21 protein-coding genes are annotated in these 24672 nt (G+C 70.6%); 11 read left to right on the forward strand and 10 right to left on the reverse strand.

Annotated features, from left to right (window positions below; genetic code table 11):
* Positions 1-363: 363 nt before the first annotated feature.
* The 4 genes from VYJ16_RS07120 to VYJ16_RS07135 all read left to right on the forward strand — a co-directional run bounded on the left by VYJ16_RS07120 (position 364) and on the right by VYJ16_RS07135 (position 4375).
* The gene (locus VYJ16_RS07120; protein WP_336349590.1) at positions 364-1338 is read left to right on the forward strand and encodes an ABC transporter ATP-binding protein; all 975 of its coding nucleotides are present in this window, start codon (positions 364-366) and stop codon (positions 1336-1338) included.
* Complete coding sequence (locus VYJ16_RS07125; protein ID WP_336349591.1) at positions 1335-2120, forward strand: ABC transporter permease subunit; 786 nt, start codon at positions 1335-1337, stop codon at positions 2118-2120. The genes VYJ16_RS07120 and VYJ16_RS07125 overlap by 4 nt, the downstream gene beginning before the upstream one ends.
* 54 nt (positions 2121-2174) lie before the next feature.
* Entirely contained in the window at positions 2175-2480 is a 306-nt protein-coding gene (locus tag VYJ16_RS07130) for a hypothetical protein (protein ID WP_336349592.1), read from the forward strand.
* A gap of 92 nt (positions 2481-2572) precedes the next feature.
* A complete protein-coding gene (locus VYJ16_RS07135; RefSeq protein WP_336349593.1) occupies positions 2573-4375 on the forward strand; it encodes an ATP-dependent DNA helicase in 1803 nt (600 codons plus the stop codon).
* A 235-nt stretch (positions 4376-4610) separates the two neighbouring features.
* Here the strand turns inward: VYJ16_RS07135 and VYJ16_RS07140 are convergent, their stop codons facing one another.
* The 4 genes from VYJ16_RS07140 to VYJ16_RS07155 all read right to left on the reverse strand — a co-directional run bounded on the left by VYJ16_RS07140 (position 4611) and on the right by VYJ16_RS07155 (position 7780).
* On the reverse strand, positions 4611-4907 hold the full coding sequence (locus VYJ16_RS07140; protein ID WP_336349594.1) for a hypothetical protein: 297 nt from the start codon (positions 4905-4907) through the stop codon (positions 4611-4613).
* Between the two features lie 180 nt (positions 4908-5087).
* Positions 5088-6248 (reverse strand): class I SAM-dependent methyltransferase, encoded by a 1161-nt coding sequence (locus VYJ16_RS07145; protein ID WP_336349595.1) that lies wholly within the window; start codon positions 6246-6248, stop codon positions 5088-5090.
* Positions 6245-7462 (reverse strand): 60S ribosomal export protein NMD3, encoded by a 1218-nt coding sequence (locus VYJ16_RS07150; protein ID WP_336349596.1) that lies wholly within the window; start codon positions 7460-7462, stop codon positions 6245-6247. The genes VYJ16_RS07145 and VYJ16_RS07150 overlap by 4 nt, the downstream gene beginning before the upstream one ends.
* A 102-nt stretch (positions 7463-7564) precedes the next feature.
* Positions 7565-7780 carry a hypothetical protein gene (locus VYJ16_RS07155; RefSeq protein WP_336349597.1) on the reverse strand — a complete coding sequence of 72 codons (216 nt, stop codon included), beginning with the start codon at positions 7778-7780 and terminating at the stop codon, positions 7565-7567.
* A 311-nt stretch (positions 7781-8091) separates the two neighbouring features.
* Here VYJ16_RS07155 and VYJ16_RS07160 point away from each other — a divergent pair, with 311 nt between their 5' ends.
* Positions 8092-10416 (forward strand): ATP-dependent DNA helicase, encoded by a 2325-nt coding sequence (locus VYJ16_RS07160; protein WP_379762024.1) that lies wholly within the window; start codon positions 8092-8094, stop codon positions 10414-10416.
* A gap of 27 nt (positions 10417-10443) precedes the next feature.
* Here VYJ16_RS07160 and VYJ16_RS07165 read toward each other — a convergent pair whose 3' ends face one another.
* The 4 genes from VYJ16_RS07165 to VYJ16_RS07180 form a co-directional block, all read right to left on the reverse strand.
* Positions 10444-11532 (reverse strand): ABC transporter ATP-binding protein, encoded by a 1089-nt coding sequence (locus VYJ16_RS07165; protein ID WP_336349599.1) that lies wholly within the window; start codon positions 11530-11532, stop codon positions 10444-10446.
* A gap of 67 nt (positions 11533-11599) precedes the next feature.
* Positions 11600-13477, reverse strand: coding sequence for an ABC transporter permease (locus VYJ16_RS07170; protein ID WP_336349600.1), 1878 nt, complete (start codon positions 13475-13477; stop codon positions 11600-11602).
* Positions 13478-13595: 118 nt separating this feature from the next.
* Positions 13596-14771: a thiamine ABC transporter substrate-binding protein gene (locus tag VYJ16_RS07175; RefSeq protein WP_336349601.1), complete on the reverse strand. Its 1176-nt coding sequence runs from the start codon at positions 14769-14771 to the stop codon at positions 13596-13598.
* Positions 14772-14946: 175 nt separating this feature from the next.
* Positions 14947-15870 (reverse strand): sulfurtransferase, encoded by a 924-nt coding sequence (locus tag VYJ16_RS07180; RefSeq protein ID WP_379761951.1) that lies wholly within the window; start codon positions 15868-15870, stop codon positions 14947-14949.
* A gap of 291 nt (positions 15871-16161) precedes the next feature.
* Here VYJ16_RS07180 and VYJ16_RS07185 point away from each other — a divergent pair, with 291 nt between their 5' ends.
* Positions 16162-17022: a sulfurtransferase gene (locus tag VYJ16_RS07185; RefSeq protein WP_336349602.1), complete on the forward strand. Its 861-nt coding sequence runs from the start codon at positions 16162-16164 to the stop codon at positions 17020-17022.
* A gap of 105 nt (positions 17023-17127) precedes the next feature.
* Here VYJ16_RS07185 and VYJ16_RS07190 read toward each other — a convergent pair whose 3' ends face one another.
* Complete coding sequence (locus tag VYJ16_RS07190; protein WP_336349603.1) at positions 17128-17841, reverse strand: hypothetical protein; 714 nt, start codon at positions 17839-17841, stop codon at positions 17128-17130.
* Positions 17842-18114: 273 nt separating this feature from the next.
* Here VYJ16_RS07190 and VYJ16_RS07195 point away from each other — a divergent pair, with 273 nt between their 5' ends.
* Positions 18115-19566, forward strand: a complete 1452-nt coding sequence (locus VYJ16_RS07195; protein WP_336349604.1) for an aldehyde dehydrogenase family protein — start codon at positions 18115-18117, stop codon at positions 19564-19566.
* A gap of 45 nt (positions 19567-19611) precedes the next feature.
* On the opposite strand, the gene VYJ16_RS07200 is transcribed toward VYJ16_RS07195, so the two are convergent.
* On the reverse strand, positions 19612-20094 hold the full coding sequence (locus tag VYJ16_RS07200) for a hypothetical protein (protein WP_336349605.1): 483 nt from the start codon (positions 20092-20094) through the stop codon (positions 19612-19614).
* Positions 20095-20233: 139 nt separating this feature from the next.
* Between VYJ16_RS07200 and VYJ16_RS07205 the strand changes: the two genes are divergently transcribed.
* The 4 genes from VYJ16_RS07205 (at position 20234) to VYJ16_RS07220 (ending at position 24653) form a co-directional block, all read left to right on the forward strand.
* Positions 20234-21670: an O-acetylhomoserine aminocarboxypropyltransferase/cysteine synthase family protein gene (locus VYJ16_RS07205; RefSeq protein ID WP_336349606.1), complete on the forward strand. Its 1437-nt coding sequence runs from the start codon at positions 20234-20236 to the stop codon at positions 21668-21670.
* Positions 21667-22974: a homoserine O-acetyltransferase MetX gene (gene metX, locus VYJ16_RS07210; RefSeq protein ID WP_336349607.1), complete on the forward strand. Its 1308-nt coding sequence runs from the start codon at positions 21667-21669 to the stop codon at positions 22972-22974. The genes VYJ16_RS07205 and metX overlap by 4 nt, the downstream gene beginning before the upstream one ends.
* Before the next feature lie 159 nt (positions 22975-23133).
* Entirely contained in the window at positions 23134-24171 is a 1038-nt protein-coding gene (locus VYJ16_RS07215; RefSeq protein ID WP_336349608.1) for a calcium/sodium antiporter, read from the forward strand.
* Positions 24172-24245: 74 nt separating this feature from the next.
* Positions 24246-24653, forward strand: a complete 408-nt coding sequence (locus tag VYJ16_RS07220; RefSeq protein ID WP_336349609.1) for a hypothetical protein — start codon at positions 24246-24248, stop codon at positions 24651-24653.
* The last annotated feature ends 19 nt before the right edge of the window (positions 24654-24672 follow it).

Below are 24672 nucleotides of genomic sequence, written 5' to 3' on the forward strand. Positions count from 1 at the left end.
CCGAACAGGTAATATATCTTTATCATTCTATTTGTTTTGGTAATCTCCAACAGGATTTAAAATTACGAATCTGGATGGCTGCACACGTCTTTGCACAGAAACGGGTTTAATCAAGCTAGAGTCCTTTTGCGGATGTCTGGTCTAGTCCTAGAGCTTAGGGATAGCTGTCGAGTGGCTCCTGTCGACGAAGACCACCCGCACCGATTCCTTGCATTCCAAGGGAAACCAATCCAGATATGATAGACTCGAAATAGTGAAGTTCGATAGGTAGTACTGGTATATTGATTGGTCTCGTGGTCGCGGAAGCCGACCGCCGAGACGAAACCGATTTGGGTGCCGTGCGTAATGACTCGATACTGAGAGATGCCCGCCCCTGCTCTCCACGTCGACGGCCTGACGAAGCGATACGGGAACGGCCCGGACGCGACCACTGCCGTCGACGACCTGTCGTTCACGGTCGAACGCGGCGAGGTGTTCGGCCTCCTCGGCCCCAACGGCGCCGGGAAGTCGACCACGCTGGACGTCCTCGTGGGCTACCAGCGACCGACGGACGGACACGTCGACGTGCTCGGACTGGACCCGACGACCGAGCCCGCCGCCGTCCGCGAACGCACCGGCGTCCTCCCGGACGGGTACGGCGTCTATCCCGAACGAAGCGGGCGAGCGCACGTCGAGTACGTCGCGACCGCTCGCGGCGTGGACCTCGATCCGACGACCTGGCTCGAACGCGTGGACCTCGGCGACGCAGCCAGCCGCCCGGCAGGCGAGTACTCCAAGGGCATGCGCCAGCGGCTCGCGTTCGCGATGGCGCTCGTGGGCGACCCGGACCTCCTCGTCCTCGACGAACCGTCGACGGGCCTGGACCCCGAGGGCGTCGCCACGGTCCGCGAACGGATCGAGGCGGCGAGCGACCGCGGGACGACGGTCGTCCTCTCCAGTCACCGGCTCGCACAGGTCGAACGCGTCTGCGACCGCCTCGCGGTCGTCCACGACGGCTCGCTGCTCGCCGTCGACGACCTCGCGTCGCTCCGGAACGCGTACGGACTCGACGCCGACCGGGTGCGTGCCGGCGTCGACACCCGACCAGACGGCGTCCGCGAGCGCGTCAGTGCGGTCGACGGCGTCACCGCCGTCAGCGTCGACGACGACGTCGTCCGCGTCGAGTGCACGGAACGCGCGAAGAAACCGGCGCTCGACGCCATCGAGACGACCGGTGCCACCGTCGTCGACGTCGACGTCGACCGACCCTCGCTCGAGGAACTGTTCCTCCGGATCGCCGACGACGACGCCACTGCGACGGGACACGACGTCGTGGCGCGCACGGGTGAGTCGCGATGACCAGCGTCCTCCGTGGCGCCGTTCACGTCGCCCGCATCGAGGTTCTCGACCGAACGAGCGGCGTGCTCGCTGGACTCGGCGCGGTCGTCCTCTGCGCGTTCCTGGCGCTGCAGACGGTGACGTTGTTCGTCGCACGCGGCGACGTCCTCTTGCCGGCGACGTTCGTCGTTCGACTGGAGACGACGTTCGCGTTCCTGGTACCGCTCGCCGCGACGGTGCTCTCGGCGGCGACGGTCGTCGCGGAACGGGAGACGGGGACGGTCCGACTCCTCCTCTCGGTGCCCTACGAGCGGCGGGCGGTGCTCGCCGGGAAGCTCGCCGGACGAGCCGCGGTCGCGGTCGGCGTCGCCGTCGTCGGCGTCGCCATCGCACTCGCCGGTGCGACCGCCTTCGGCCCGCTTTCGGTCCCAACGGTGGTCGTCTTCGCCGCGCTCACCGTCTGGCTCGCGCTGGCGTTCGTCGCGGTGTCGGTCGCGACGTCCGTGGTCGCGGACTCGACGCGGAGCGCGCTCGGGAACGCACTGGCGTTCGTCGCCGTGTCGACGGTCCTCGGGCCGCTGTGCGTGAACTACCTCGTGTTCCTCGGGGCGACCGAACGGGTCCGACGGTCGATACAGATGCTCTTCCCGACGAGCGCGTACGGAGAACTGCTCTCCGTGACGCTCGCGCCATCCGCGAACGCGGACCCGATGGTGACCGCCGTCGCGTGTGCGTCGGTCGGCTTCTGGCTGGTCGTCCCCGTCGCGTACGCCGTCTCGCGGTTCGACCGAACGGCCATCTGAGGTGACGCTCCACGACCCGTAACGCACTCGACGCTGGCGACCGAACCTGTCGGTATGGTCGCGTCCCGCCGACGGCTCGTGCTCGCGCTCGTGCTCGCAGTCGTCGGCTCGGTCGTCCTCGGCGGCGTCCTCGTGACGGTCTTGGAGCGGTCGGCGGGCGGCCTCGGCGCAGCCGGTGACCCGCTCGTGCTCGCGGCCGTGGTCGGCGTGCTGGGCATCGTCCTCGGGGCGGCGGTCGCGAACGCGCTCGCGGGCCCCGGCGGCCCGACCGGCCCGGACGAGCCGACGGCCGCGGACCAGCGACGCGAGGCGAACGAGTGGAACGACCCGCCGGGCGTCGACGTCGACGACGAGGAGTGAGTCAGGGGCGTGCAGGCGGCGACGACGCGGTCGCCGCGCGTCGCCGGCCAGGGAAGAAGGGCTTTTGCGCGCGGCGTGCTCGATGTACGATAGTGGAGACGGACCGGATCTTCGAGGAGTTCCCCGCGCCGTCGTATCGGGGCGCCCAGGAGCAGGCGCTCCGGGACATCAAGGCGGCGTTCGACGACGGGAACGACGTCGTGCTCGTTCGCGCACCTACGGGGAGCGGGAAGAGCCTGCTCGCCAGAGCCATCGCGGGCTGTGCCGAGAAGGTCGACGAGGTCGCGCCGAGCGAGGCCGCGAGCGCGTACTACACGACGCCGCAGGTGAGTCAACTCGACGACGTCGAGGGCGACGACCTCCTCCAGGACCTCTCGATCATCCGCGGGAAGAACAACTACAACTGCATCCTCCCCGGGGAGACGGAGACGCCCGTCGACCAGGCGCCGTGCGTGCGCGAATCCGGCTACGATTGCTCGATACAGCACCGCTGTCCGTACTTCTCCGATAGGGCTATCGCCTCCAATCGTTCCATCGCGGCGATGACGCTCGCGTACTTCATGCAGACCGCGGGCTCGGAGGTGTTCCGCAAGCGCGACGTGGTCGTCGTCGACGAGGCGCACGGGCTCGCGGAGTGGGCGGAGATGTACGCGACCGTCGAGCTGTCGCCGGAGACCGTCCCGATGTGGGACGACCTGAAGGTGCCCGACGTGGACGGGGACGTCGAGCGCGCGGCGCGGTTCGCGGACAGCCTCCAGGGGACCGCGACCCGGCGGAAGGACGACCTCCTCGTCGAGACGGAACTCACCGCGGAGCAGGCGAAGGAACGCGACCGCCTCCAGGAGCTCATCTCCGAACTCGGGTGGTTCGTGAAGGACTACCGGGACCGCGACTCGGCGACGGAGTGGGTGGTCGACCAGCCCGACGGGGAGGGCTCGCCTGCCAACGTCAAGCCGATGAACCCCGAGAAGTACCTCTCGCACACGGTGTGGGAGCGCGGGAACAAGTTCGCGCTCCTGTCGGCGACGATGCTCGACAAGGACGCGTTCTGTCGCGGCGTCGGCCTCGACCCGTCGCGGGTGACGCTCGTGGACGTCCCGCACACGTTCCCCGTGGAGAACCGGCCGCTGTACGACTTGACGCAGGGGAAGATGACGTTCGAGCACCGCGACGAGACCATCCCGAAGCTCGCGCGCACCATCGTCCAGCTCATGCAGCGCCATCCCGACGAGAAGGGCCTCGTGCACTGCCACAGTTACGCGATACAGGACCGCTTGCGCGAGCACCTCCGGGACCTCGGCGTCGGCGACCGCCTCCGCACGCACGGGAAGGACGACCGCGACGCCGAACTCGACGTCTGGAAGGCCCGTAGCGACCCCGAACTATTCCTGTCCGTGAAGATGGAGGAGGCGCTCGACCTCGAAGGCGACCTCTGTCGCTGGCAGGTCTTGTGCAAGGCCCCGTACCTGAACACGGGCGACTCGCGGGTCGCCCATCGGCTCGAACAGGGCCAGTGGGCGTGGTACTACCGCGCCGCCCTCAGGACGGTCATCCAGGCCTGCGGGCGCGTCGTCCGATCGCCCGACGACAAGGGCCACACGTACGTCGCCGACTCCAGCCTCCTCGACCTCTTCGAGCGCGCCAGGACCGACATGCCGGACTGGTTCGCCGCCCAGGTCGACCGCATGAGCGAGCCGACGCTCCCCGAGCTATCGGCGCGCGAGGCGCTCGCCGGCATGAACGGCGCTCGCGCGAACCCCTCGTCGTCGTTCTCGTCGCAGTCCGGCGGCGGCGACGACGACGGCGACGACGGCGACGACGGCGGCTACTCGCGTGGGCGCCGTCGCTCGCGCAAGCAGGGTTCGGAGATGGCGGACGTCTGGAATCACGACTAACCGCCGGCCGGTCGCGGCGGACGACGACGGCGCGTGCGGTGGTCGCGCCGACCGCTCAGATGAAACTGATGGCGTACGCGACGCCGGAGAGAACCATCATGCCGACCATGAGGACGGCGAACAGCTGTTGTCGGTCCATACGGGCGTGTTCCGCCCGCAGGGATTTGAAGGGTTCGGACGGGTCAGCGCTCGATACGCCTCGTGCGCCCCGTCGACGGGATGGGCGGGACGGCGGTCAGGCGTCGGCGCCGTACCGGTTCGACTGCTCCTCGGGGTCGGGCGTCGTCTGCCGGTAGCGCGTGACGCGGAGGTAGATGTACGCGGCGGCGACGACGATGCCCGCCCACGTCAGGGACGCGGCGAACGCGCTCGTCACCGTCGCGGCGACCTCGCTTGGGGTTCCGCCGAGCGGGTCGACGAACCAGCCGAGGACAACCGCGGCGAGTTCGCCGGCGAGTCGGAAGCCGAAGAGCAGTGCGACGACCGTGGCGGCCTCGCCGAGGACGGCGGACCGATCTCGTTCTGGACGCATCGTACCCTTGGTTTCCCGCTGGCCGATAAAAGGGAGTCGTGGTCGTTCGCGCCGTTCACGACGGTTCAGGCGAGCGTTCGAGAGGCCGTGAGAACGGTTCTAGTCGGCTCACGAGCGGTTTTGAACGACCGAAATGCGGTTCGGTAGCACGTCTAAAGGAAGGGGCCGGCGAGGGCGGGGTCAGTCGACGGTGGCGTCGACGACGACGTGCGCGACGCCCGCGCTATGGGATTTGACGGTCCGGACGTCGTCGATGGTGGCGTCGCGGCCGGCCGCGGCGACGGCGTCGCGGAGCCTGTCGGCGGGGCCGTCCGGGAGTTCAGATTCGTGGACCGCGGCGTGGAGGTGGAGGACGCCGCCGGGTTCGAGCGCGTCGAGCGCGGCGTCGAGGTAGTCGAACGCCTCCTGGTTGCGATCGGCGTCGGTGGAGGCTTCGCCCTGATCAGATTCGTCGTCGCGTTCGCTGACGCCGTAGTACCCCATGACGACGCGGTCGGCGGTCGCGTCGACGTCCCGGCAGTCGCCGAGGATGGCCTGCAGGTTCGCGGTGACGTCGTTGAGTTGCGCGTTCTCGACGAGGTACCGGTACGCTTCGGGGTTGAGCTCGACGGCGGTGACGTCCGCGTCGGCGCGGGCCATCGGGAGCGCGAAGTATCCGATGCCGGCGAACATGTCGAGCACGCGCTCGTCCTCGCTTACGACGTCGCCCATGTGGACGCGTTCGGCCTGGTTCCCCGGGGAGAACATGACCTTCGCGCAGTCGAGCGCGTACCGCGTGCCGTGCTCGACGTGCACGGTCTCGGTGTCGCCCGAGCCCGCGATAACGCGGAGGTCCGGGGTCCGGTGGACGCCCGTGACGCCGCTGCGGACGCAGACCGTGTCGGCGTCGCCGTGGAGTTCGAGGAGGGCGTCGCCGAGTTCCGCGTCGTCGTGGTAGTCGCCGTCGTCGACGAGGACCACCGAGCCGACGACCGCCCACGACCCCGGCGCGGCCGCGACGTCGTCCTCGCTCCAGCCGCGGTCGCGGAGGTAGTCCGCGAGGTCCCGCGAGCGATATTCGGGGTCGGGCTGGCGGACGACGCGCCGCACCTGGGTCTCCTGGGGCGCCTCGGTGACGGGGAGCGCGACGGTGTCGGCGTCGAACGCCCGGACCGCGCGGTCGTCGTCGTAGACGCCTTCGGCGCGCAAGCCGGCGGTCGCGACCTCCGCGCGCGGCTTCACGACGACCGCCGCGAGCGGCGCGTCCCCGTCGGCGCTGGCCGCGTCGAGGGCGCGCGTGGAGTCGTCCCGCTCGCGGTCGTCGCCGTCGGCGTCCCGGTCGCCACTCTCGTCCCCGGTCATTCCTCCGGGAGGACGTGCAGGCCGTTCCGGTGGCGGAGCACGGGGACCTCGGTACCCGCGTCGGCGTCGAGGTAGTCCGGGCGCGGAATCGTCGTGGACTGGTACGTCTCCGGGTCCAGGACTTGCACGGCGTGCTCGTCCTCGTACGCGACGAGCGTCGTCGGCACCCCGTCGTCGATGGTGCCGAGTTTGCGGGCGTCGGGGGCGTCCCCGACCTCGTAGCTGGCCTCGAAGCGCTCGCCGGTCGCGAGCCGAATGCCTTTGAGGTTCCCCTGCACGGAGCGGACGAGGATGGGGCCGTCGTCGTCCTCCGGGTCGATGACGTCCCCCGGCCGGAACTCGGGGAGGCGGACCGCGTACGTGACGCGGTACACCTCGTTCCCGTCCTCGTCCTCCGTGACGAGCGTCTCGTGGTCCTCCCAGTCACCGCCGAACTCCTCGGTGATCTTGCTCGCGACCTTCTTCCCGAGGTTCGTCGTCGAGAGCTTGACGTTCAGGCCGTCGCCGTCGTCCGCCATCTCGGAGACGAACGCGTCCCGCGACCCCGTCGCTTCCATGTCCGCGACGAGTTCGGTCGCGATGGCTTTCGCGCGCTCGACCTCGTCGGTGTCGGGGAGGCGGTCGACGGCGCGGACCTGGACGACGCTCGCGTAGTAGTCGCCCGCGATGCGCCCGCAGCGCTGGCACGTCTGCCGCGCGATGCTCACGGGCACCGTCACGTGCGCTTCGCGGAACTGGCCGCGGACGACGCCGGAGAACGAGCAGTGCATCTTGACGTTGTTCTGGTCGACCTGCTCGGGGTCGACCTGCCACGTGATGTCGTGCGCGTCGACGTGGATGGCGAGCGAGTCGGCGACCTCGTCGATGGCGACGTCCGTGTAGTCCTGCGCGCCGACGTCCACCCAGCGGTTCCCGCGGTGGACGGCGCCGCAGCGCGCGCACACCTCGACGCGGAGGCGGTCGGGCGCGTCGACGAGCTCGAACTGGTCGAAGTAGCAGTCGTCGCACACGCCGACCTCGGACTTCCCGAGCGGGTCGCGCGCCGCGTGCTCGCTCAGTGGTTCGCCGCAGCGCGGGCAGAGCACGGTCGACTCGCTCGAGGCCGCGTCGTCGTGGCCGAGGAGCTCGTCGGCGGGGCCTACGTGGCTGTCGGCGTCGTCGTCCGTGTCGGGTGGGCTGCTGGGGTCGTCGGCGTCGGCGTCCGCGTCGGTCATTACCCGATTCGTACGGCGTTGGGGCCGAAAAGGCTCGCGGTCCGCGCGCGGCGAGCGCGCCGAGGACGCGGTCGGTCGACGCGAGGCGCACCGCGCCGGGCGTCAGAAGTCGGCGAGGCGGATCCACGCGATGACGGCGTGCACGAACCACGCCATCCACGCGCAGAACGCGACGAGGCTCGCGGCGAAGTACGCGGTCGGCGAGCCGACGGCGGCGGCGACGGCGAACGCGGCGACGACGACCGCGAGCGCGAGGACGTTCCGCTCGCGGTGGCGGAGCGCACGCCAGACGGCGTCGGTCGCGGGACGCTCGGTCACGCCAGCGACGACGACGCGACGGCACATAGTTCTGGTCGCTCGCGGGGCGGACTCGCTCGCCCCGACGGTGCCCGCGCCGACCGCGGGTTCAAGTGCGATGCCGGGGCGACGTTCGACAGGCCTTTGCGCCCACGAACCCCATGCCTCTTCCAGTGACAGCGGACGCCGGCGACGACGGAGACGCGACCGAGAACGACGCCGCGAGCGACGCGTCAACCGCGTCGGACGGCGACGACTCCGGAGCCGAGGACGCGCCCGCGTGGGCGGACGTCTTCGGCCATCCGGAACCGTATCCCGAGCAGGAGGACGGCATCGACGCCGCGGTCGACACCGCCCAAGAGGGCGGGTTCACGGTGCTCGAGGGCGCGTGCGGGACGGGGAAGACGATGCTCGCCCTGACGGCGGGCCTGCACCTCGTGCGCGACCCGGATTCGGACTTCGAGCGCGTGATGGTCCTCACGAGCGTCAAGCAACAGCTCCGGCAGTTCGAGGAAGACCTGGAGACGATCAACGCGAACCTCCCGAGCGGGTACGACCCGGTGAGTGCGATGACGCTCGTCGGGAAGGCCGACGTCTGTCCGTACGAGCGCGAGGGCGCGGCCGGGTTCGGCCAGGGGTCGGTGTACGAGCGCTGCGAGACGCTGCGCGAGAAGACCCGCGACCTCACCGGGGAGGGCGGGGAGACGTCGGCGGACTCGCTCGCGGGGCAGGCCCGCAGCCAGCAGGTCGACCTCGCGTCCGGGCCGTCGGCGTCGGCGGGCGCGACCTACCTCGAAAGTGCGGGCACGCCGTCGCCGTACCCGCGCGACATCCCCGAGTACGGCACGGACCGGACGACGGTGGAGTACTGTCCGTTCTACGCGCAGTACCTCGCGGACCTCCCCGAGGACGGCGACGCCGCCGAGGGCATTCCCTTCGACGTGACCGACGCCGGCCTCATGCGGCCCGACGACCTCGTCTCCGCGGGGATGGAGTACGGGACGTGCCCGCACTCGCTGATGGGCGTGCTCCTCAACGAGGTCGAGGTCGTCGTCGGGAACTACTATCACGCGTTCGACCCGACTACGGTCGAGGCGTTCACGGGCGCGCTGCTGGACGAGTCGACGTTCGTCGTCTGCGACGAGGCGCACATGCTCGAACCGCGAGTGCGGGACCTCGTGAGCGACGGCGTCGCCGACCGCACGCTCCGCGATGCGGAAGCCGAACTGACGCGCGTCATCCAGCCGGTCGCGTTCGACGAGGACGGTGCGGGGGACGCCACCCAGCACACGAAGGCGGACGCGGAACTCGTCCGCGGGGAACTCGCGGAGACCGACCTCGACGTCGACGACCTGCGGGCTGTCCGGGACTTCGTTCGGGACCTCCGCGAGGAGCTGTCGCGACGCGTCGAGGCGCATCTCGACCGCGAACACCGCGGGTGGCGTGCGGACCTCGCGGACCTCCCGGACGCCGAGATTCCGCTGCGTGACCCCGAGGTCCCACAGGAGGACGAACTGACGGAGTGGGCGGAGCGCGCCGGGTACGGGCCGAACTTCTGGACGACCGCGGAGTCGGTGGGTGCGACCGCCCAGCGCATCCTGAACGAGCAGGCGGACGAGGAGAAGCAGCGCGCGTGCGCCACCGCCGGGCGCGTCCTGTCGGCGTGGCAGACCCGCGACCACACGCGGTACTTCCGCGAGATAGACCTGGAGCGGACGTGGGACGACGCGGAACCACCCGAGACCTGGCGGCGGGCGTACAACGCGCGCCTCAGCATCCAGAACTGCGTGCCGTCGGACGTGCTCGCCGAGCACCTCGCGGAGTTCGGCGGTGGCGTCCTCATGAGTGCGACGCTCGAACCGCTGGACGTGTTCGCGGAGGTCACGGGCTTGGACGCGCTCGAACGCGAGGGCCGTCCGGTCGAAACCCGGACGTACGGCCTGCACTTCCCCGCGGAGAACCGCGAGAGCTTCGCGGTCGCTGCCCCGAAGTTCACGTACCAGAACCGCGGGCCGACGCCGGAACCGGGTCGCATCGAGCCCGCTGACGGTGGGAACGAGACGCGACGGATGTACGTCGACGCCGTGAGCGAGGTCGCGGGTATCGACGGGAACGCGCTCGTGGGGATGCCGAACTACGCGGAGGCCGCGTGGATGGCGAGCGCCCTCGAGCAAGTCCTCGACAAACCCGTGCTCCTGGACGAGTCGAGTGCGGACGACGCCACGGAGCGCCTGAAGGACGACTTCTTCGCTGGCGAGGGGAAGGTCCTCGTCACGTCCCTGCGCGGCACGTTGACGGAGGGCGTTGACTACGAGGGCGACCGCCTGCAGGCCGCCGTGGTCTGTGGCGTCCCGCTCGTGAACACCGCGAGCCCGCGGACGAAGGCGGTCCAGCGCGCGTACGACGACGCGTTCGGGAACGGGTTCGAGTACGCGCTCACCGTCCCGGCGGTCCGGAAAGCGAGGCAGGCGGTCGGGCGGGTCATCCGCGGCGTCGACGAGGTCGGCGTGCGCGTGCTCGTCGACGAACGCTACGCGCGGGACTCCTGGAACTCGGTCCGCGGGTTCATCCCCGAGGTCGAGCGCGAGGAGTTCCAGCCGGTGAGCCCGGACATGCTCGACCTCGCGATGGACCGCTTCCGGTCGAAACTCGACTGAGTCGTCGACCGGCGCTGGAACGGCTCGTCAGTCGTCGACGGCGACGATGCGGGCGTCCTCGGGGCTGAACCCGAGTTGGACGCTGTCGGTGGTGGGGCGGTCGTCGAGGTGCGCGACGATGCGGGTGCCGTGCCAGTCGGCGTCGACGCGGACGCGTTCGCCGAGGAACGCGGTGTCGGTGACGGCGAGGTCGATGCGGTTCGAGCGCTCGCTGGGGTCGAGTGCGGCGGGGCGGACGGAGACGGTGACGTGGTCGCCGACCGCGAGCGCGCCCGTCGCGCCTACCTCCCCGTCCTCGCCGTCGCCGGCGATGCCACCGGCGACCGCGAACTCGGTGTCGTTCGCGCGGACGCGGACGGTGCCGTCGGCGTCGACGCCGGCGACGGTGCCGTCGAGGAGGTTGTTCTCGCCGACGAACCCCGCGACGAACCGCGTCTCGGGCTCGCGGTACACTTGCTCGGGGGTGCCGACCTGCTCGATGCGGCCGTCGTTGACGACCGCGAGGCGGTCTGAGACGGCGAGCGCTTCCTCCTGGTCGTGCGTGACGTAGACGGTGGTGATGTCGAGTTCGCGCTGCACGCGCTTGACCTGCCGGCGGAGGTGCTCGCGGAGGCGGGCGTCGAGTGCGCTCATCGGTTCGTCGAGCAGGAGGACCTCGGGGCCGGGCGCGAGCGCCCTGGCGAGCGCGACGCGTTGCTGTTGGCCGCCCGAGAGCGACTCGGGGTCGCGGTCCGCGAACCCCGCCATGTCGACGAGTTCGAGGAGTTCCTCGACGCGGTCGCGGTCGGAGCCGCCGCCGGGTGGGTCGGCGAAGTTGAGGCCGTACGCGACGTTCTCGCCGACGGTCATGTGCGGGAACAGCGCGTAGTTCTGGAAGACGACGCCGACGTCGCGGTCCTCCGGCGGGAGGCCGGTGACGTCCCGGTCGGCGAAGCGAACGCTGCCCGCGCTCGGCCGCTCGAACCCGGCGATGGTGCGGAGCGTCGTCGTCTTCCCACAGCCGGAGGGGCCGACGAGCGTGAAGAACTCGCCGTCCGCTATCGAGAGCGAGACGGAATCGAGCGCGGTCGTATCGCCGTACGTCACCGAGACGTCGTCGAGGGTGAGGTCGGTCATCGTTGGCTGCCTCCGGGCGTCGTGGTCCGTGCGGTGGGTCGCGGTCGCGTCGCGCGAGTGCTGTCGGTCATCGGTCGAACCCTCCGAGGTAGCCGCCGAGTCGGTCGACCGCGACGAAGCTCGCCGCGGTGACGACGAGCAGTACGGAGCCCATCGCCATCGCGGGACCGAGGGTGCGGCCGAGGTAGCGTTCGACCGCGACCGGCATCGTCGCGGTGCTGGATTGGGTGGCGAGGATGACGGTGGAGTCGAACTCGCCCATGCTGATGGCGAACGCGAACGCGCCGCCCGCCAGTACCCCGGGCCAGACGAGCGGGAGCTGGACGTCGAGGAGTGCGCGGACGCGGGTCGCGCCGAGCGCTCTGGCGGACTCGACGAGCGCGCGGTCGACCGCCGACAGCTGCGGTTTCACGTTCCGGACGACGAACGGGTAGGCGGCGACGGCGTGTGCGGCGACGACCGCGACGACGCCCGTCACCTGGAGCGTGTACGGCCCGGGGAGGTCGATGCCGAACACGAGCCCGGTGAGGAGGCCGACGCCGAACACGATGCCGGAGACGGCGACGGGGAGCATCGTGAGGGCGTCGACGACGGTCCGCGTGCGCCCGCGGCCGCTGGAGACGACGGCGACGACGACGCCCATCGGGACGGCGACGAGGAGGGTCGCGGTCGCGAACAGGAGCGAGTTCGCGATGGCGTCGAGCGGTTTCGTCTGGAACGCCGCGCCGGTCGCCTGCCGCTGGACGAGGAACGCGTAGTTGTCGAGCGTGAACCCGGCGCCGTCCGTGAACGACTCCGCGAGGAGCGCGACGAGCGGCGCGAGGAAGAGGACGGCGGCGAACGCGCCGTACGCGAGCACGGCGACGCGCTTCGCGTCGAGCGCTCCGAGGTCGGGGAGGAAGCGCTCGCGGTCGACGTCGACGCCCGCGCTCCCGAGGCCGCTCCGGCCGGCCTCGTACCGGAGGTACGCGTACGTGAGCGCGAGCGAGATCGCGGTCTCCATGACGGCGAGGGTCGCGGCCGTCGGCACGTCGAGGTTCTGGGCGGCGTTGTACACCCAGACCTCGACGGTGGCGAGCTGGAGGCCGCCGAGCGCGAGCACGATGGGGAACGTCATGAACGTGAAGACGTACGTGAGGAGCGCGCCAGCCATCACGGCGGGCAGGAGTTGGGGGACGACGACGTCCCGGAACGCGCGTCGACGCGGCGCCCCGAGGCTTCTGGCCGTTTCGACCATCCTGGCGTCGACTGATTCCCACGCGCCGGTGGTGACGCGAGCGACGAGCGGTGCGTTGTAGAACGCGTGCGCCAGGACGACGACGAACAGCGGGTTCGTCTCGAGCAGCGACTGATGGAGGCCGACGACGCCGAGCACGTCGTTCAGGAGGCCGGATTCGCCGAACGCGGCGAAGAATCCGGCGGCGACGAGGATGCCCGGGAGGACGAACGGGAGGATGGTGATCGAGCGCAACGTCTTGCGGCCGCGGAACTCGAACGTCGCGAGGACGTACGCCGCGGGGAGCCCGATGAGGACGCTCGCGACCGTCGAGAGGAACGCTTGCCACGCGGTGAACCCGAACAGGCCGGTTTCGACCGACGGGAGGACGGGCACGGGATACGGAATCGGCCCGAGGGTCGCGACGCGCACGCCGAACCCGCCGAGGAACCCCGCGACTGCGGCGGCATGCTCGCGGAACGCGAACGGCGAGTCGAGGACGCCCGCGAGGTCCCCGACGTAGAAGTCGTCCGTGAACACCTCGCCGAACCGCGCGAGCGATGGCGCACCGTCGACGCCGAACGCCTCCGAGAACACCACGCCCACGGGCACGTACAGGACGAGCAGGAGGACGACCGCGGTTCCGCCGACGCCGACCGCGAGCGCGTGGTCGTCCACGAGCCGGCGGCCGCGAGCGCGGAGCGTGACGTCGGTCGAGGACTGTGACACGGATGCGGAGTGCGGGTGCAGTGATGTTAGGTTCGGCGGTTCGCGCGACCTGGGGCGTGGTCGAGGAACCGACCGCGGAACGCGGCGCCACGTCGACGTGGCGCCGCGAGGGTGTCAGTCAGTTGCTCGCGACGAGTCGCGACCAGTCCTCCACCCACCCGGAGAGGTTCCCCTTCAGTTCGTCGTACCCGAGCGAGACCGGGTTCTCGGGGCGGTACGCGTAGTCGCTGAACTCCGTGGGCAGGTCGACGTGCTCGTCCTCGACCGCGGGGAACTGGACGTTCGAGAGCGCGATCGTCTGCTGGACGTCGCCGCGGAGCACGAAGTCCATGAACGCGTACGCCAGGTCGACCTCGTCGCTCCCCTGGACGACGCCCATCCCCTCGGGGTTCGCGTACCCCTGGTCGTTCGGGAACCCGACCTGGTGCTTGGCCATGTTCTGGCCGTCGCGGTTCGCGTACACCTGGTCCGTGGAGTACGAGACGACCATCGGTCGCTGGTCGTCGAGGTACGCCTTGTAGGAGTCCCACCACGACCCGAGGACCTTCACGTCGTTCTCGAGGAGGTCCTCCCAGTAGTCGAGGTAGCCGTCCGCGCCCTTCTCCGCGATCGTCCAGAGGAGGAACGCCTGCCCGGTGTCCGTCCCTTGGGCGGTCTGTGCGAGGAGCTTCGACTTGTACGGGCTCGTCGTGAGGTCGTCGAGCGTCTCGGGGGCGTCGACGTCGCGTTCGTCGTAGACGAGACTGATGTAGCCCGTGTCGTACGCGAGCGCTCGCCCCTTCGGGTCGCCGAACCCGAGTTCCTCGCGGACGTGACTCGCGCGCTCCATGCGGTCGAGGTCGAGGGTCTGGAAGAGTCGCTTGCTCCCGAGGTTCTCGTCGATGCGGACGAGGTCGTCGACGTTCAGGCCGACGTAGACGTCGGCGTCGACGCTCGCGCCCTGCTTTCGGCGCTGGATGTACTCGTTCAGGCCGTTGCTCGGGACGGTGTACTCGACGGTCGCGTCCGGGTACTCCTCCTCGAAGCGCTCCTTGACGAACTTCCCGGGCGCGTCGTAGCTCTCGCTGGGCGCGTTCAGGAACGACTCGTAGGTCGCGACGCGCACCGTCCCGGAGCGGTCCGGGCTCGCTTCGGTCGTCGTCTCGCTCGTGGTGCTGGTCGCGCCGTCGCCGCTCGTGGTGGCGTCGTCGGTGGGCGGCGTCGTGCTCGTGCTCCCCTCGTCCTGGACGAGGCAGCCGGCGAGCCCGAGCGCGCTCGCGCCACCGGCGGCCTGCAGGAAACGACGTCGTCTCATAACTCGGTGGTTGCACCCTGTGGTCTTAAGGAGCGTGATGTCCGGTCGGAACTGGTATGGAATCGCAATCGCGAGGGCTGCCCGGTTGCGGGGTCACCGAGCAAACGTGCGTCTCTCGTTCGTCCTCCCGAAACCGACGGCCGGTCGGGTGAAGACCGAGAACGGCGTTTCGATCTCAGGAACCGGTCTCGAGCGCGCCGTCGCGCTCGCGCCACTCGGTGAGCGACCCTTCGAAGAAGTCGACGTCCTCGTAGCCGAGTGCGCGGAGGACGACGTACGTGTGACTGATGCGGCGCGCGGTGTTGCAGTAGAGGACGACGCGTTTCTCGGGCGTGATGCCGTTGGATTCCAGGACGTCGCGGAGGGCGGGTTCGGGGAGGAGGCCGCGGGTCTCGTCGTCGACGAGCGCCTTCCAGTCGAGGTTCACGGCGCCGGGGAGGTGGCCGTCCTCGTACTCGTGGTCGTCGCGCGTGTCGACGAAGACGACGCCGTCGGTGCCGTCGGCGCTCGCGTCCGCGTCGCCGGAACCGTTCGCGTTGCGGGCGGCGTCGAGGAGCGCTTGGACGGCGTCGGCGTCGATGAGCGGGCGGTCGTCGGGAACCGTCGCCGCGTAGTCGCTGGCGTCGACGCTGGGTGCGTCGGTCGTCGTCTCGTGGCGCTGGTTGTACGCGGCGTAGTCGCCGTCCAGCAGTGCGACGTCGCGGTGGCCGTACATGAGTGCGGTGACGAGGAAGCGCGCGGCGAACACGCCGTGGGTGTCGTCGTACGCGACGAGGACGTCGTCGCGGGCGACGCCGGCGTCGCGCATCACTCGCGCCCAGGCGTCGGCGCCGGGGAGCATCCCGGCGTCGGCGTCGCCGTCGCTCCGGAACGAGTCGAAGGGGACGTTCACGGCGCCGGGGACGTGCCCGATGCCGTCGTACTCCCAGGCGTCGCGGACGTCGACGACGGTGACGTCCGCGTCGTCGGCGTGTGCGGCGAGCCAGTCCGCGTCGACGGTCCACGGGATGCGGCGGTCGGCACCGGCGTCGTCGACGCCGCCGTCCGCGACCGTCGCCGGGTCGCGCTCGCGGGCGATGTCGGGTGCGTGCTCGGTCATGTCCTCGACGTTGTCGCGGCCGCGGGTTAGCCCCTCTGGTCCCGACGGTTTCGCGTGGAACTCGGAGATACCAGCAACTGTTGCTGGTTGTGTCGCTATCGTTCGCGGACCCCCTCACTGGCCGTCGACGCTTGCCGAGCGGTCGCTGCCGTCGACGTCGGACGACTGAGCCTCGACGCTGACGCTCACCATCCACGCGAAAGCCGGCAACACCGTCCGCTACGCTCCACGACAGGATACGACTGCCGGGGGACGACTGGATATATGCCAGGCGACCTATGTAGGACTTGCATGACCGATTACGCTAACGACGTCCTCGTCACCGCCGACTGGGTCGAGGACAACCTCGACGCGTTCCAATCCGACGACTCCGACCACCGACTCGTGGAGGTCGACGTCGACACCGAAGCCTACGACGAGGGCCACGCCCCCGGCGCCATCGGGTTCAACTGGGAGACACAGCTCCAGGACCAGACCACGCGCGACATCCTGAGCAAGGACGACTTCGAGTCCCTGCTCGGCAGTCACGGCATCAGCGAGGACGACACCGTCGTCCTCTACGGCGACAACTCGAACTGGTTCGCCGCGTACGCCTACTGGCAGTTCAAGTACTACGGCCACGACGACGTCCGCCTCCTCGACGGCGGCCGCGACTACTGGCTCGAGAACGACTACCCGCTCACCGACGAAGCACCCGACTTCTCGGAGACGACGTACACCGCGAGCGGCCCGCGCGAATCCATCCGCGCGTACCGCGAGGACGTCGAGAACGCCATCGAACGCGAGATTCCGCTCGTCGACGTGCGCTCGCCCGAGGAGTTCAGCGGCGAGATCCTCGCGCCCCCGGGCCTCCAGGAGACCGCGCAGCGCGGCGGCCACATCCCCGGCGCGCGCAACATCTCGTGGGCCGCGGTCACGAACGACGACGGCACGTTCAAGAGCTACGACGAGATCGAGGCGCTCTACGCCGAGGAGGGCATCGACGGCGACTCGACGACCGTCGCGTACTGCCGCATCGGCGAGCGCTCGTCGGTCGCGTGGTTCGCGCTCCACGAACTCCTCGGGTACGACGACGCCATCAACTACGACGGCTCGTGGACCGAGTGGGGGAACCTCGTCGGCGCGCCCGTCGAAACGGGTAGCGGCGAGTAACCCGATAGCCGTCGTTCGAACCGAGCAGCGACCGATTCGACGCGCGCAGCGAGCACGCATCCGTCCCCTTCTTCGGCAGTCGACGACCGCGAGCACCCGCTGTGCTCAGTCCGGTTGGAGCCACCAGCCGACGAGGAAGACGGGGACGGCGAAGACCCCGCCGCCGAAGCCGAAGACGAGGGAGACCACGAGTCGGGTGAGGAGGGGTTCGCCCTGGCCGACGAGGAGGAAGAACGCGATGGGGACGACGACGAGGCTGACGGCGGTGACGTAGAGCGCGTCGGCGAGCGCGTCGATACCGGAGTCCTGGCGGACGACGACGACGATCCCGACGAGGACGCCGAACAGGCCGACGAGGCCGACGGGCAGCCAGAGCGCGGGCGTCTCGCCGAACGCGACGACGAGGACGAACGTGGCGACGAGGCCGACGACGACGGTGAGTGCGACGGCGGCGACCCGGAAGAGGAGGCCGACGAGCGTCGACTCGTCGGCGTCGCCGGCGGCACTCCCCGTGCCGGTGCTCGCGTCGGCAGTCCCGCTCGCGGTCGCGTCGGCGCCGTCGGCGCGCCCGGTACTCCCGTAGTCGTCGTCGGGTTCGCCGGTGGTGCCGTAGTCCGCGACGCTATCGGGCGTGACGCTTCCGTCCGGGACCGATGGGTCCTCGCGCGCGTCGCCGGGGTCGTCGCTCCCGAGGCCGTCGTCGGCCGCCGAGTCGTCGCCGACGTTCGCGGGCGAGTCGAACTCGGCGTCGCAGTGCATGCAGTACGTGCTCGTCAACCCGACGGGTTCGCCGCACTCCGGGCACCGCGGGTCGCTCACGGACGACACCTCGCATCGGTCATGGCCCGAGACGCGTCCGGCGCGAGCAAAGGCGTTACGGCGACCAGACTCTGCGAACGACCGGCGACTCCGGGAAGGGCGGCGACGCCGCACGCCCTCGGGGTTTACACGAGACGTAAACCTCGTGGGCGGGGGCGGTACGCGGCTGCGGTCGTCCCCGGCACCGACTGCGGAGATCGGTACTCGAAACCGAGTACCGGCTCGACGACCGGGACCAGTACGCATATCTCGCGTCCGCGACAACGTCCGGACATGAGCTACGAAGGCCCGACCCAGCTGTACGTCGACGGCGAGTGGACCGACGCCGCGAGCGGCGAGACCAGCGAGACAGTCGACCCGGCGACCGAGGAGGTCTACGCGACCGTCGCCTCCGCGGGGCCCGAGGACGTCGACGCGGCCGTCGCGGCCGCCGACGCGGCGGCCGCTCGCGACAGCGAGTGGCGCCGCATGGGGCCGAGCGAGCGGGGGGAGAAGCTCCGCGCGTTCGCGGACGCTCTGGAGGAGATGAAGGACGAGATCACGCTCGTCGAGTCCCACGACAACGGGAAGACGCCGTTCGAGGCGGGTATCGACGTGGGGATGGTCATCGACACGTTCCGGTACTACGCCGGCTGGACCGACAAGATAACCGGGAGCACCATCCCGGTCGACGGCCCGCGCCTGAACTACACGCGCCGGGAGCCGCTCGGCGTGACGGCGCACATCAGTCCGTGGAACTACCCGTTCCAGCTCGCCGGGCGCTCGCTCGCCCCGGCGCTGGCGGCGGGGAACACGGTCGTCCTGAAGCCCAGTAGCGTCACGCCGCTGTCGGCGCTGTACTACGGGAAGGCCGCCGAGGAAGCCGGGTTCCCGGACGGCGTCCTGAACGTCATCCCCGGGCCGGGCAGTAGCGCGGGCGGGCACCTCGCGAGTCACGGCGACGTCGAGCACGTCGCGTTCACGGGGTCGACGGAGATCGGGAAGAAGGTCATGGAGGAGGCCAGCGACACCGTCACGGGCGTGACGCTCGAACTCGGCGGGAAGGGCCCGCACCTCGTGTTCCCCGACGCCGACCTCGAAGCCACGGCGAAGGGCGTCCGGAACGGCATCTTCATGAACTGCGGGCAGATGTGCTGGGCGGGCTCGCGCCTCGTCGTCCACGAGGACGTCCACGACGAACTCGTCGACGCGCTCGTCTCGATGGTCGAGGACTACCCGCTCGGCTCCGGCATCGACGACGACGGCCGCATGGGGCCCGCGGTCTCCGCGAGCCACCAGCAGGACGTCCTCGACTACATCGAGCAGGGCAAGCAGGAGGGTGCGACCGTCGCGGTCGGCGGTGGCGAACCCGACGACAAGGACGTCGGGTACTTCATCGAACCGACGATCTTCACGGGCGTCACGAACGACATGACGATCGCTCGCGAGGAGATCTTCGGGCCGGTGCTCTCGGTCATCGAGGTCGAGGACGAGCAGGAGGCCCTCGAGGTCGCGAACGACTCGCCGTACGGGCTGATGTCCGGCATCTGGACGAACGACATCAAGCGCGGGCACCGCGTCGCCGAGAACCTCGAGTACGGGATGGTCTCCATCAACGAGTACCCCGTGACGTTCCCGCAGACGCCCTTCGGCGGGTACAAGGAGTCCGGGTACGGCCGCGAGCAGGGCGAGCAGGCCATCGAGGAGTACACGCAGGTCAAGAACGTCAACGTCAACCTCTACTGACGCCGGCGGCCGTCGCGGCCGCGCTTCTGTTCCGCTCTCGACCGGTCAGCGACGGCTCCGGCGGTCGGGGTCGGTGGTCGATGGGGTGGGGGAGAGGGCGGCGCCGCAGATGGCGCCGACGATGGCGGCGGGGGTGACGACGCCGGCGAGGTACGTGGTGTCGCCGAGGAGGACGCTCCCTGGGGGTGCGAGGCGGTCGAGGAGCGCGAGGAGGACGAGCCAGCGCGCGAGCAGCGGGAGGATGGCGTAGGCGTACGTGGCGGGGTGCCCGAGGGCGTCGACTGCTCGCCCGTCGCCGACGCCGTAGCCGACGGCGACCCCGCCGAGGAGGGGTGCGAGGCCTGCGGCGAGCATCGCGGCGATCGCGGGGGAGTGACCGAGGGCGTCGCCGAGGACGCTCCCGAGTGCGGCGAGGCCGGGGACGGCCGCGGCTTCGATGGCGACGCCGGCGAGGAGGGCGGCGTACGTCGGGCTGCCGGGGGTGCCGGTGACGAAGTCGCGGACGGCGCGGGCGACGAGGCGCGTCACAGCCGGGGCTACGTCGCGCAGGGTCCTGTGCGTTCGGGAGGACCGGGTGCGCCCGGTGTCACGTGCCGTGGTAGCACGCGATAGCGAAACTTGCCGTAACTGCTGGTTATAGATTCGTAGAGATATATTACTTCTAAACATGACAGAGGACGCCGACGCCGACGACGCCACGGGCACGGACGCGGCCGGCACACGCCCCGGCGGTGACCCCCGCGATGGCACGCGATTCGGGACGCGCGCCGTCCACGCCGACGGCCCCGCAGACCCCGCGACCGGCGCGCGCGCACCGGCACTCCACCAGACCACGAGCTACGAGTTCCCCGACGCCGACACCGCCGCCGACCGCTACGCGCTCGAGGACCGCGGCCACATCTACTCGCGCATCTCCAACCCCACCACCGAGCGCCTCGAGGACGCCATCGCCAGCCTCCACGACGCCCCTGCCGCGGTCGCGACCGCGTCCGGGATGGCCGCGCTCGACGCCCTCACCCTCGTCCTCGCCGAAGCCGGCGACACCGTCGTCTGCTCGAACGACACCTACGGCGGCACCACCACGTACCTCCGAGATACCGCCTCGCGCCGCGGCATCGACGTCGAGTTCGTCGACACCCTCGACGTCGACGCCTACCGCGACGCCGTCGACGACGACACCGCGTTCGTGCACGTCGAGACCGTCGGCAACCCCTCGCTGGTGACGCCCGACTTCGACGCCATCAGCGCGGTCGCCCACGAGCACGGCGTCCCGCTCGTCGCCGACAACACGTTCGCCACGCCCGCGCTCTGCAACCCTGGTGATCATGGGGTCGACGTCGTCTGGGAGTCCACGACGAAGTGGCTCCACGGGTCGGGCACCACCGTCGGCGGCGTCGTCGTCGACACCGGGAACTTCGACTGGCGAGCGCACGACTACCCCGAGGTCGCGGGCCCGAACCCCGCCTATCCGGACACGGACTTCAGCGAGTACGCGCCCGACGCGCCGCTCGCCGCCGCCGTCCGCTACCGCTCGCTGCGGTCGCTCGGCGACCAGCAGTCGCCGTTCGACGCCTGGCAGACCCTCCAGGGCCTCCAGACGCTCGAACTCCGCATGAACAAGCACTGCGAGAACGCCCGCATCGTCGCCGACTACCTCCAGGAGCACGACGACGTCGCGTGGGTCACCCACCCCGGCCTCGACTCCCACCCGACGCACGACAACGCGAGCGAGTACCTCGACGGCGGCTACGGCGGCATGATCGCGTTCGGTCTCGCGGGGAGCGAGGAGACGCCCGGCCCCGCGGGCTACGCCGCGGGCAAGCGCTTCTGCGAGGCCGTCGACCTCGCGTCGTTCCTCGCGAACATCGGGGACGCGAAGACGCTCGTCATCCACCCCGCGAGCACGACGCACGCCCAGCTCTCGCCCGCGGAGCAGGCTGACGCGGGCGTCACGCCCGACCTCGTCCGACTGTCCGTGGGTATCGAGGACCCCGCGGACCTGCTCGCGGACCTCGACGCGGCCATCGCGAGCGCGACGACCGACGACGCCGCGACCGCGACCCCCGCAACCGACGGCGGAACGCGCGGAGGTGACGGCGCGTGACGACCGAGACCGTCACGCTCGACGAGTTCGAGTTCCAGTGCGGCGAGACCGTCCCCGAACTGACGCTCGCGTACGAGACGTACGGCGAGTTCACCGGCGGGAACGCGGTCCTCGTGACGCACGCGCTCACGGGGAGCGCGCACGTCGCCCGACGGCGAAGCGGCCGGGACAGCTGGCAGCGCGGCGGGAGCGACGACGGCGACGAGTCGAGCGGTGACGACACCGCCGACGAGAGCGCGAGCGCGCCGAACACGTCGGGCCAGGCGCGCGCCTGGTGGGGGGACGTCGTCGGCCCCGGGAAGGCCATCGACACGAAGCAGTACTTCGTCGTGTGCGTGAACGTCCCCGGGTCGTGTTACGGGAGCGAAGGCCCGGCGAGCGAGAAGCCCGAGGCCGCGAAGGCCGAGGGTGCCCGAGAGAGCGAACGCTGGGGGACCGAGTTCCCGCCGGTGACGGTCGGGGACTGGACGCGCACGCAACGCCGCGTCCTGGACGCACTCGGCGTCGGTCGCCTGCACGCGGTCGTCGGCGGGAGCGTCGGCGGCATGAACGCGCTCGACTGGGCGAAACGCTACCCGGACGACGTCGACCGCGTCGGCGCGGTCGCCACCGCGCCCCGGCTCGACGCGCAGGGGCTCGCGGTCGAGGCGGTCGCCCGCAGAGCGATCACGACCGACCCGGCGTGGAACGGCGGCGACTACTACCACGCCGACGAGAAACCCGACGACGGCCTCGCCTTGGCGCGCCAGCTCGGGCACCTCCAGTACCTCTCGAAGGACTCGATGGACGACCGCTTCGGTCGCCGGGCGGCGGGCCGGAACGACGCGCGCGACCGGTTCCCGAGCGACCCCGCCGGCGACTTCTTCCCGTACCGCGAGGTCGAGTCCTACCTCGACTACAACGCGGACTCGTTCACGTCGCGCTTCGACGCGAACAGCTACCTCTACCTCACGCGAGCGATGGACGACTACGACCTCGCCGCGGGCTACGAGGGCGACACCGCCGCGCTCGCCGCGTTCCAGGGCGAACTGCTCGCGATGTCGTTCACGGGCGACTGGCACTTCACCGTCGAGCAAGCCGAGGGGCTCGCGGCGAGCGCGCGCGACGCGGACGTCCCGGTCGCGCACCACGTCGTCGACTCCGACCACGGCCACGACGCGTTCCTCGTCGAACCCGAGCACGTCGGCCCACCACTGCGTGACTTCCTGAGCGACGGCGTCGACGGCCGCGCCGTCTCCGACACCGAGAACGGCGACGGCGGCGACGACCGGCACGCACCCGTCCACACGAGCCTGTTCTCCTGACGAGCTGTCGTCCACCAGCCTGTTCTCCTGACGAGGCCCGTTCTCCGAACGACGCTCGCCGGCCTCCCGACTGCGCACCGGAGCACGGTCGGGCGGGGCGACGCTCGCCGATTGCGGACTGCCCAAGGCCTTTGCGTCGAGGACGAGAACGCCCGGTCGGTGGTCTCCCTCGTCGTCCAGGTCGCCGTGTTCGCAGCCAGCGTCCTCGGGCTCGCTCTCGGTGCGCGCGGGCTCGTGGACGCGACCGTCTCGCTCGCGCGCCGCCTCGGCGTGTCGAACGTCGTCGTCGGCCTCACCGTCGTCGCCGCGGGCACGTCGATGCCCGAGATCGTCGTCACGGCGGACGCGGCGGTCGTCGGCCTCGGCGACGTCGCGGTCGGGAACGTCGCCGGGTCGAGCATCTTCAACCTCGCCATCGTCCTCGGCGTCCTCGCGACGATACGCGCGGTCCCCGTCCGCCGGGCGTTCGTCCGCCGGGACGGCGTCGTGCTCCTCGCCGCGACCGGACTGTTCGCGGCGGTCGTCCTCGACCGCGTCGTCACGCGCGTCGAGGGCGCGATCCTCCTCGTGGCGTTCGTCGCGTACACCACGTACCTCCTCAGGGGCGCCCGTGCCGGCACCGCAGCCGCGTCGACCGAGAGCCGGCCGGCAGCGGCCGAGGGCCGTTCAGCATCGACCGACGGGTCGTCGACGTCGACCGCGGACGACCCGCCGGTCCCGGTCCGGGTGGCCGACCCCGTCGGGTTCGGCGTGCGCGACGCCGCACTCCTCGTCGGCGCGCTCGCGGTCGTCCTCGTGAGCGGCCACTTCCTCGTCGAGTCCGCGGTCGCCATCGCGGGCGTCTACGGGCTCTCGGACGCGCTCGTCGGCGGCACCATCGTCGCCGCGGGCACGTCGGCGCCCGAGTTCGCGGTGTCGCTCGTCGCGCTCGCCCGCGGTCGAACGGGCGTGTCCGTCGGGAACGTCGTCGGGAGCAACGTCTTCAACGTCCTCGCGGTCGCGGGCGTCGGCGCACTCGCCCGACCGATGACGGTGACGCCGGCGGTCGTGGAGACCGTCACGTGGCTCGTCGCACTCGTCGCGGTCGTCGTCGCGCTCATGTGGTCCGGCCGCCAGGTCTCGCGCGGCGAAGGCGTGCTGTTCTCGCTCTCCGAAGGCGTCCGGTGGGTGCTCGGCATCCTCGGCGTCGTCGGCTGACGCTACGCCGCGCGGCACTCGACGAGCGCTCCCGACCCGCCGCCCTCTTGTCGGTCGCCCGCGAAGGCTGTCGTATGCCAGAGAGCGACCTCGTCGTCGACTTCCAGCGCGTCGCGGACGGCGACCCGGACGCACCCCCCGTCGACGACCTGCTCGCGGCCCTCCAGGCGGCGACCGAACGCGGCGTCGAAGCCGTCGAAGCGGTCCACGACCACGCCGCCGACGACGCGGCGACGCTCGACCCCGCGGCCGACCCGGACGCGTACGTCGACGTCGTCGAGACCGTCGAGGACGTCGGGTACCTCGTCGACCGCGTGAACGACCAGGTCGCGCTCGTCGGCGACCTCGTCGCCGCACGACCCGACACGTCGCCCGGGGTGCTCGCCGAGCGCGTCGTCGACTTCGTCGAGGAATCCGACGGGATGCTCCTCCCGAGCGAGCGCGCGGAACGCTACCGGGACGCCGTCGTCGACGACACCTGACCGGCGTGACCCGACCGCG

Source organism: Halorubellus litoreus, from assembly GCF_037081675.1.
Classification (GTDB): Archaea; Halobacteriota; Halobacteria; order Halobacteriales; family Natrialbaceae; genus Halorubellus; species Halorubellus litoreus.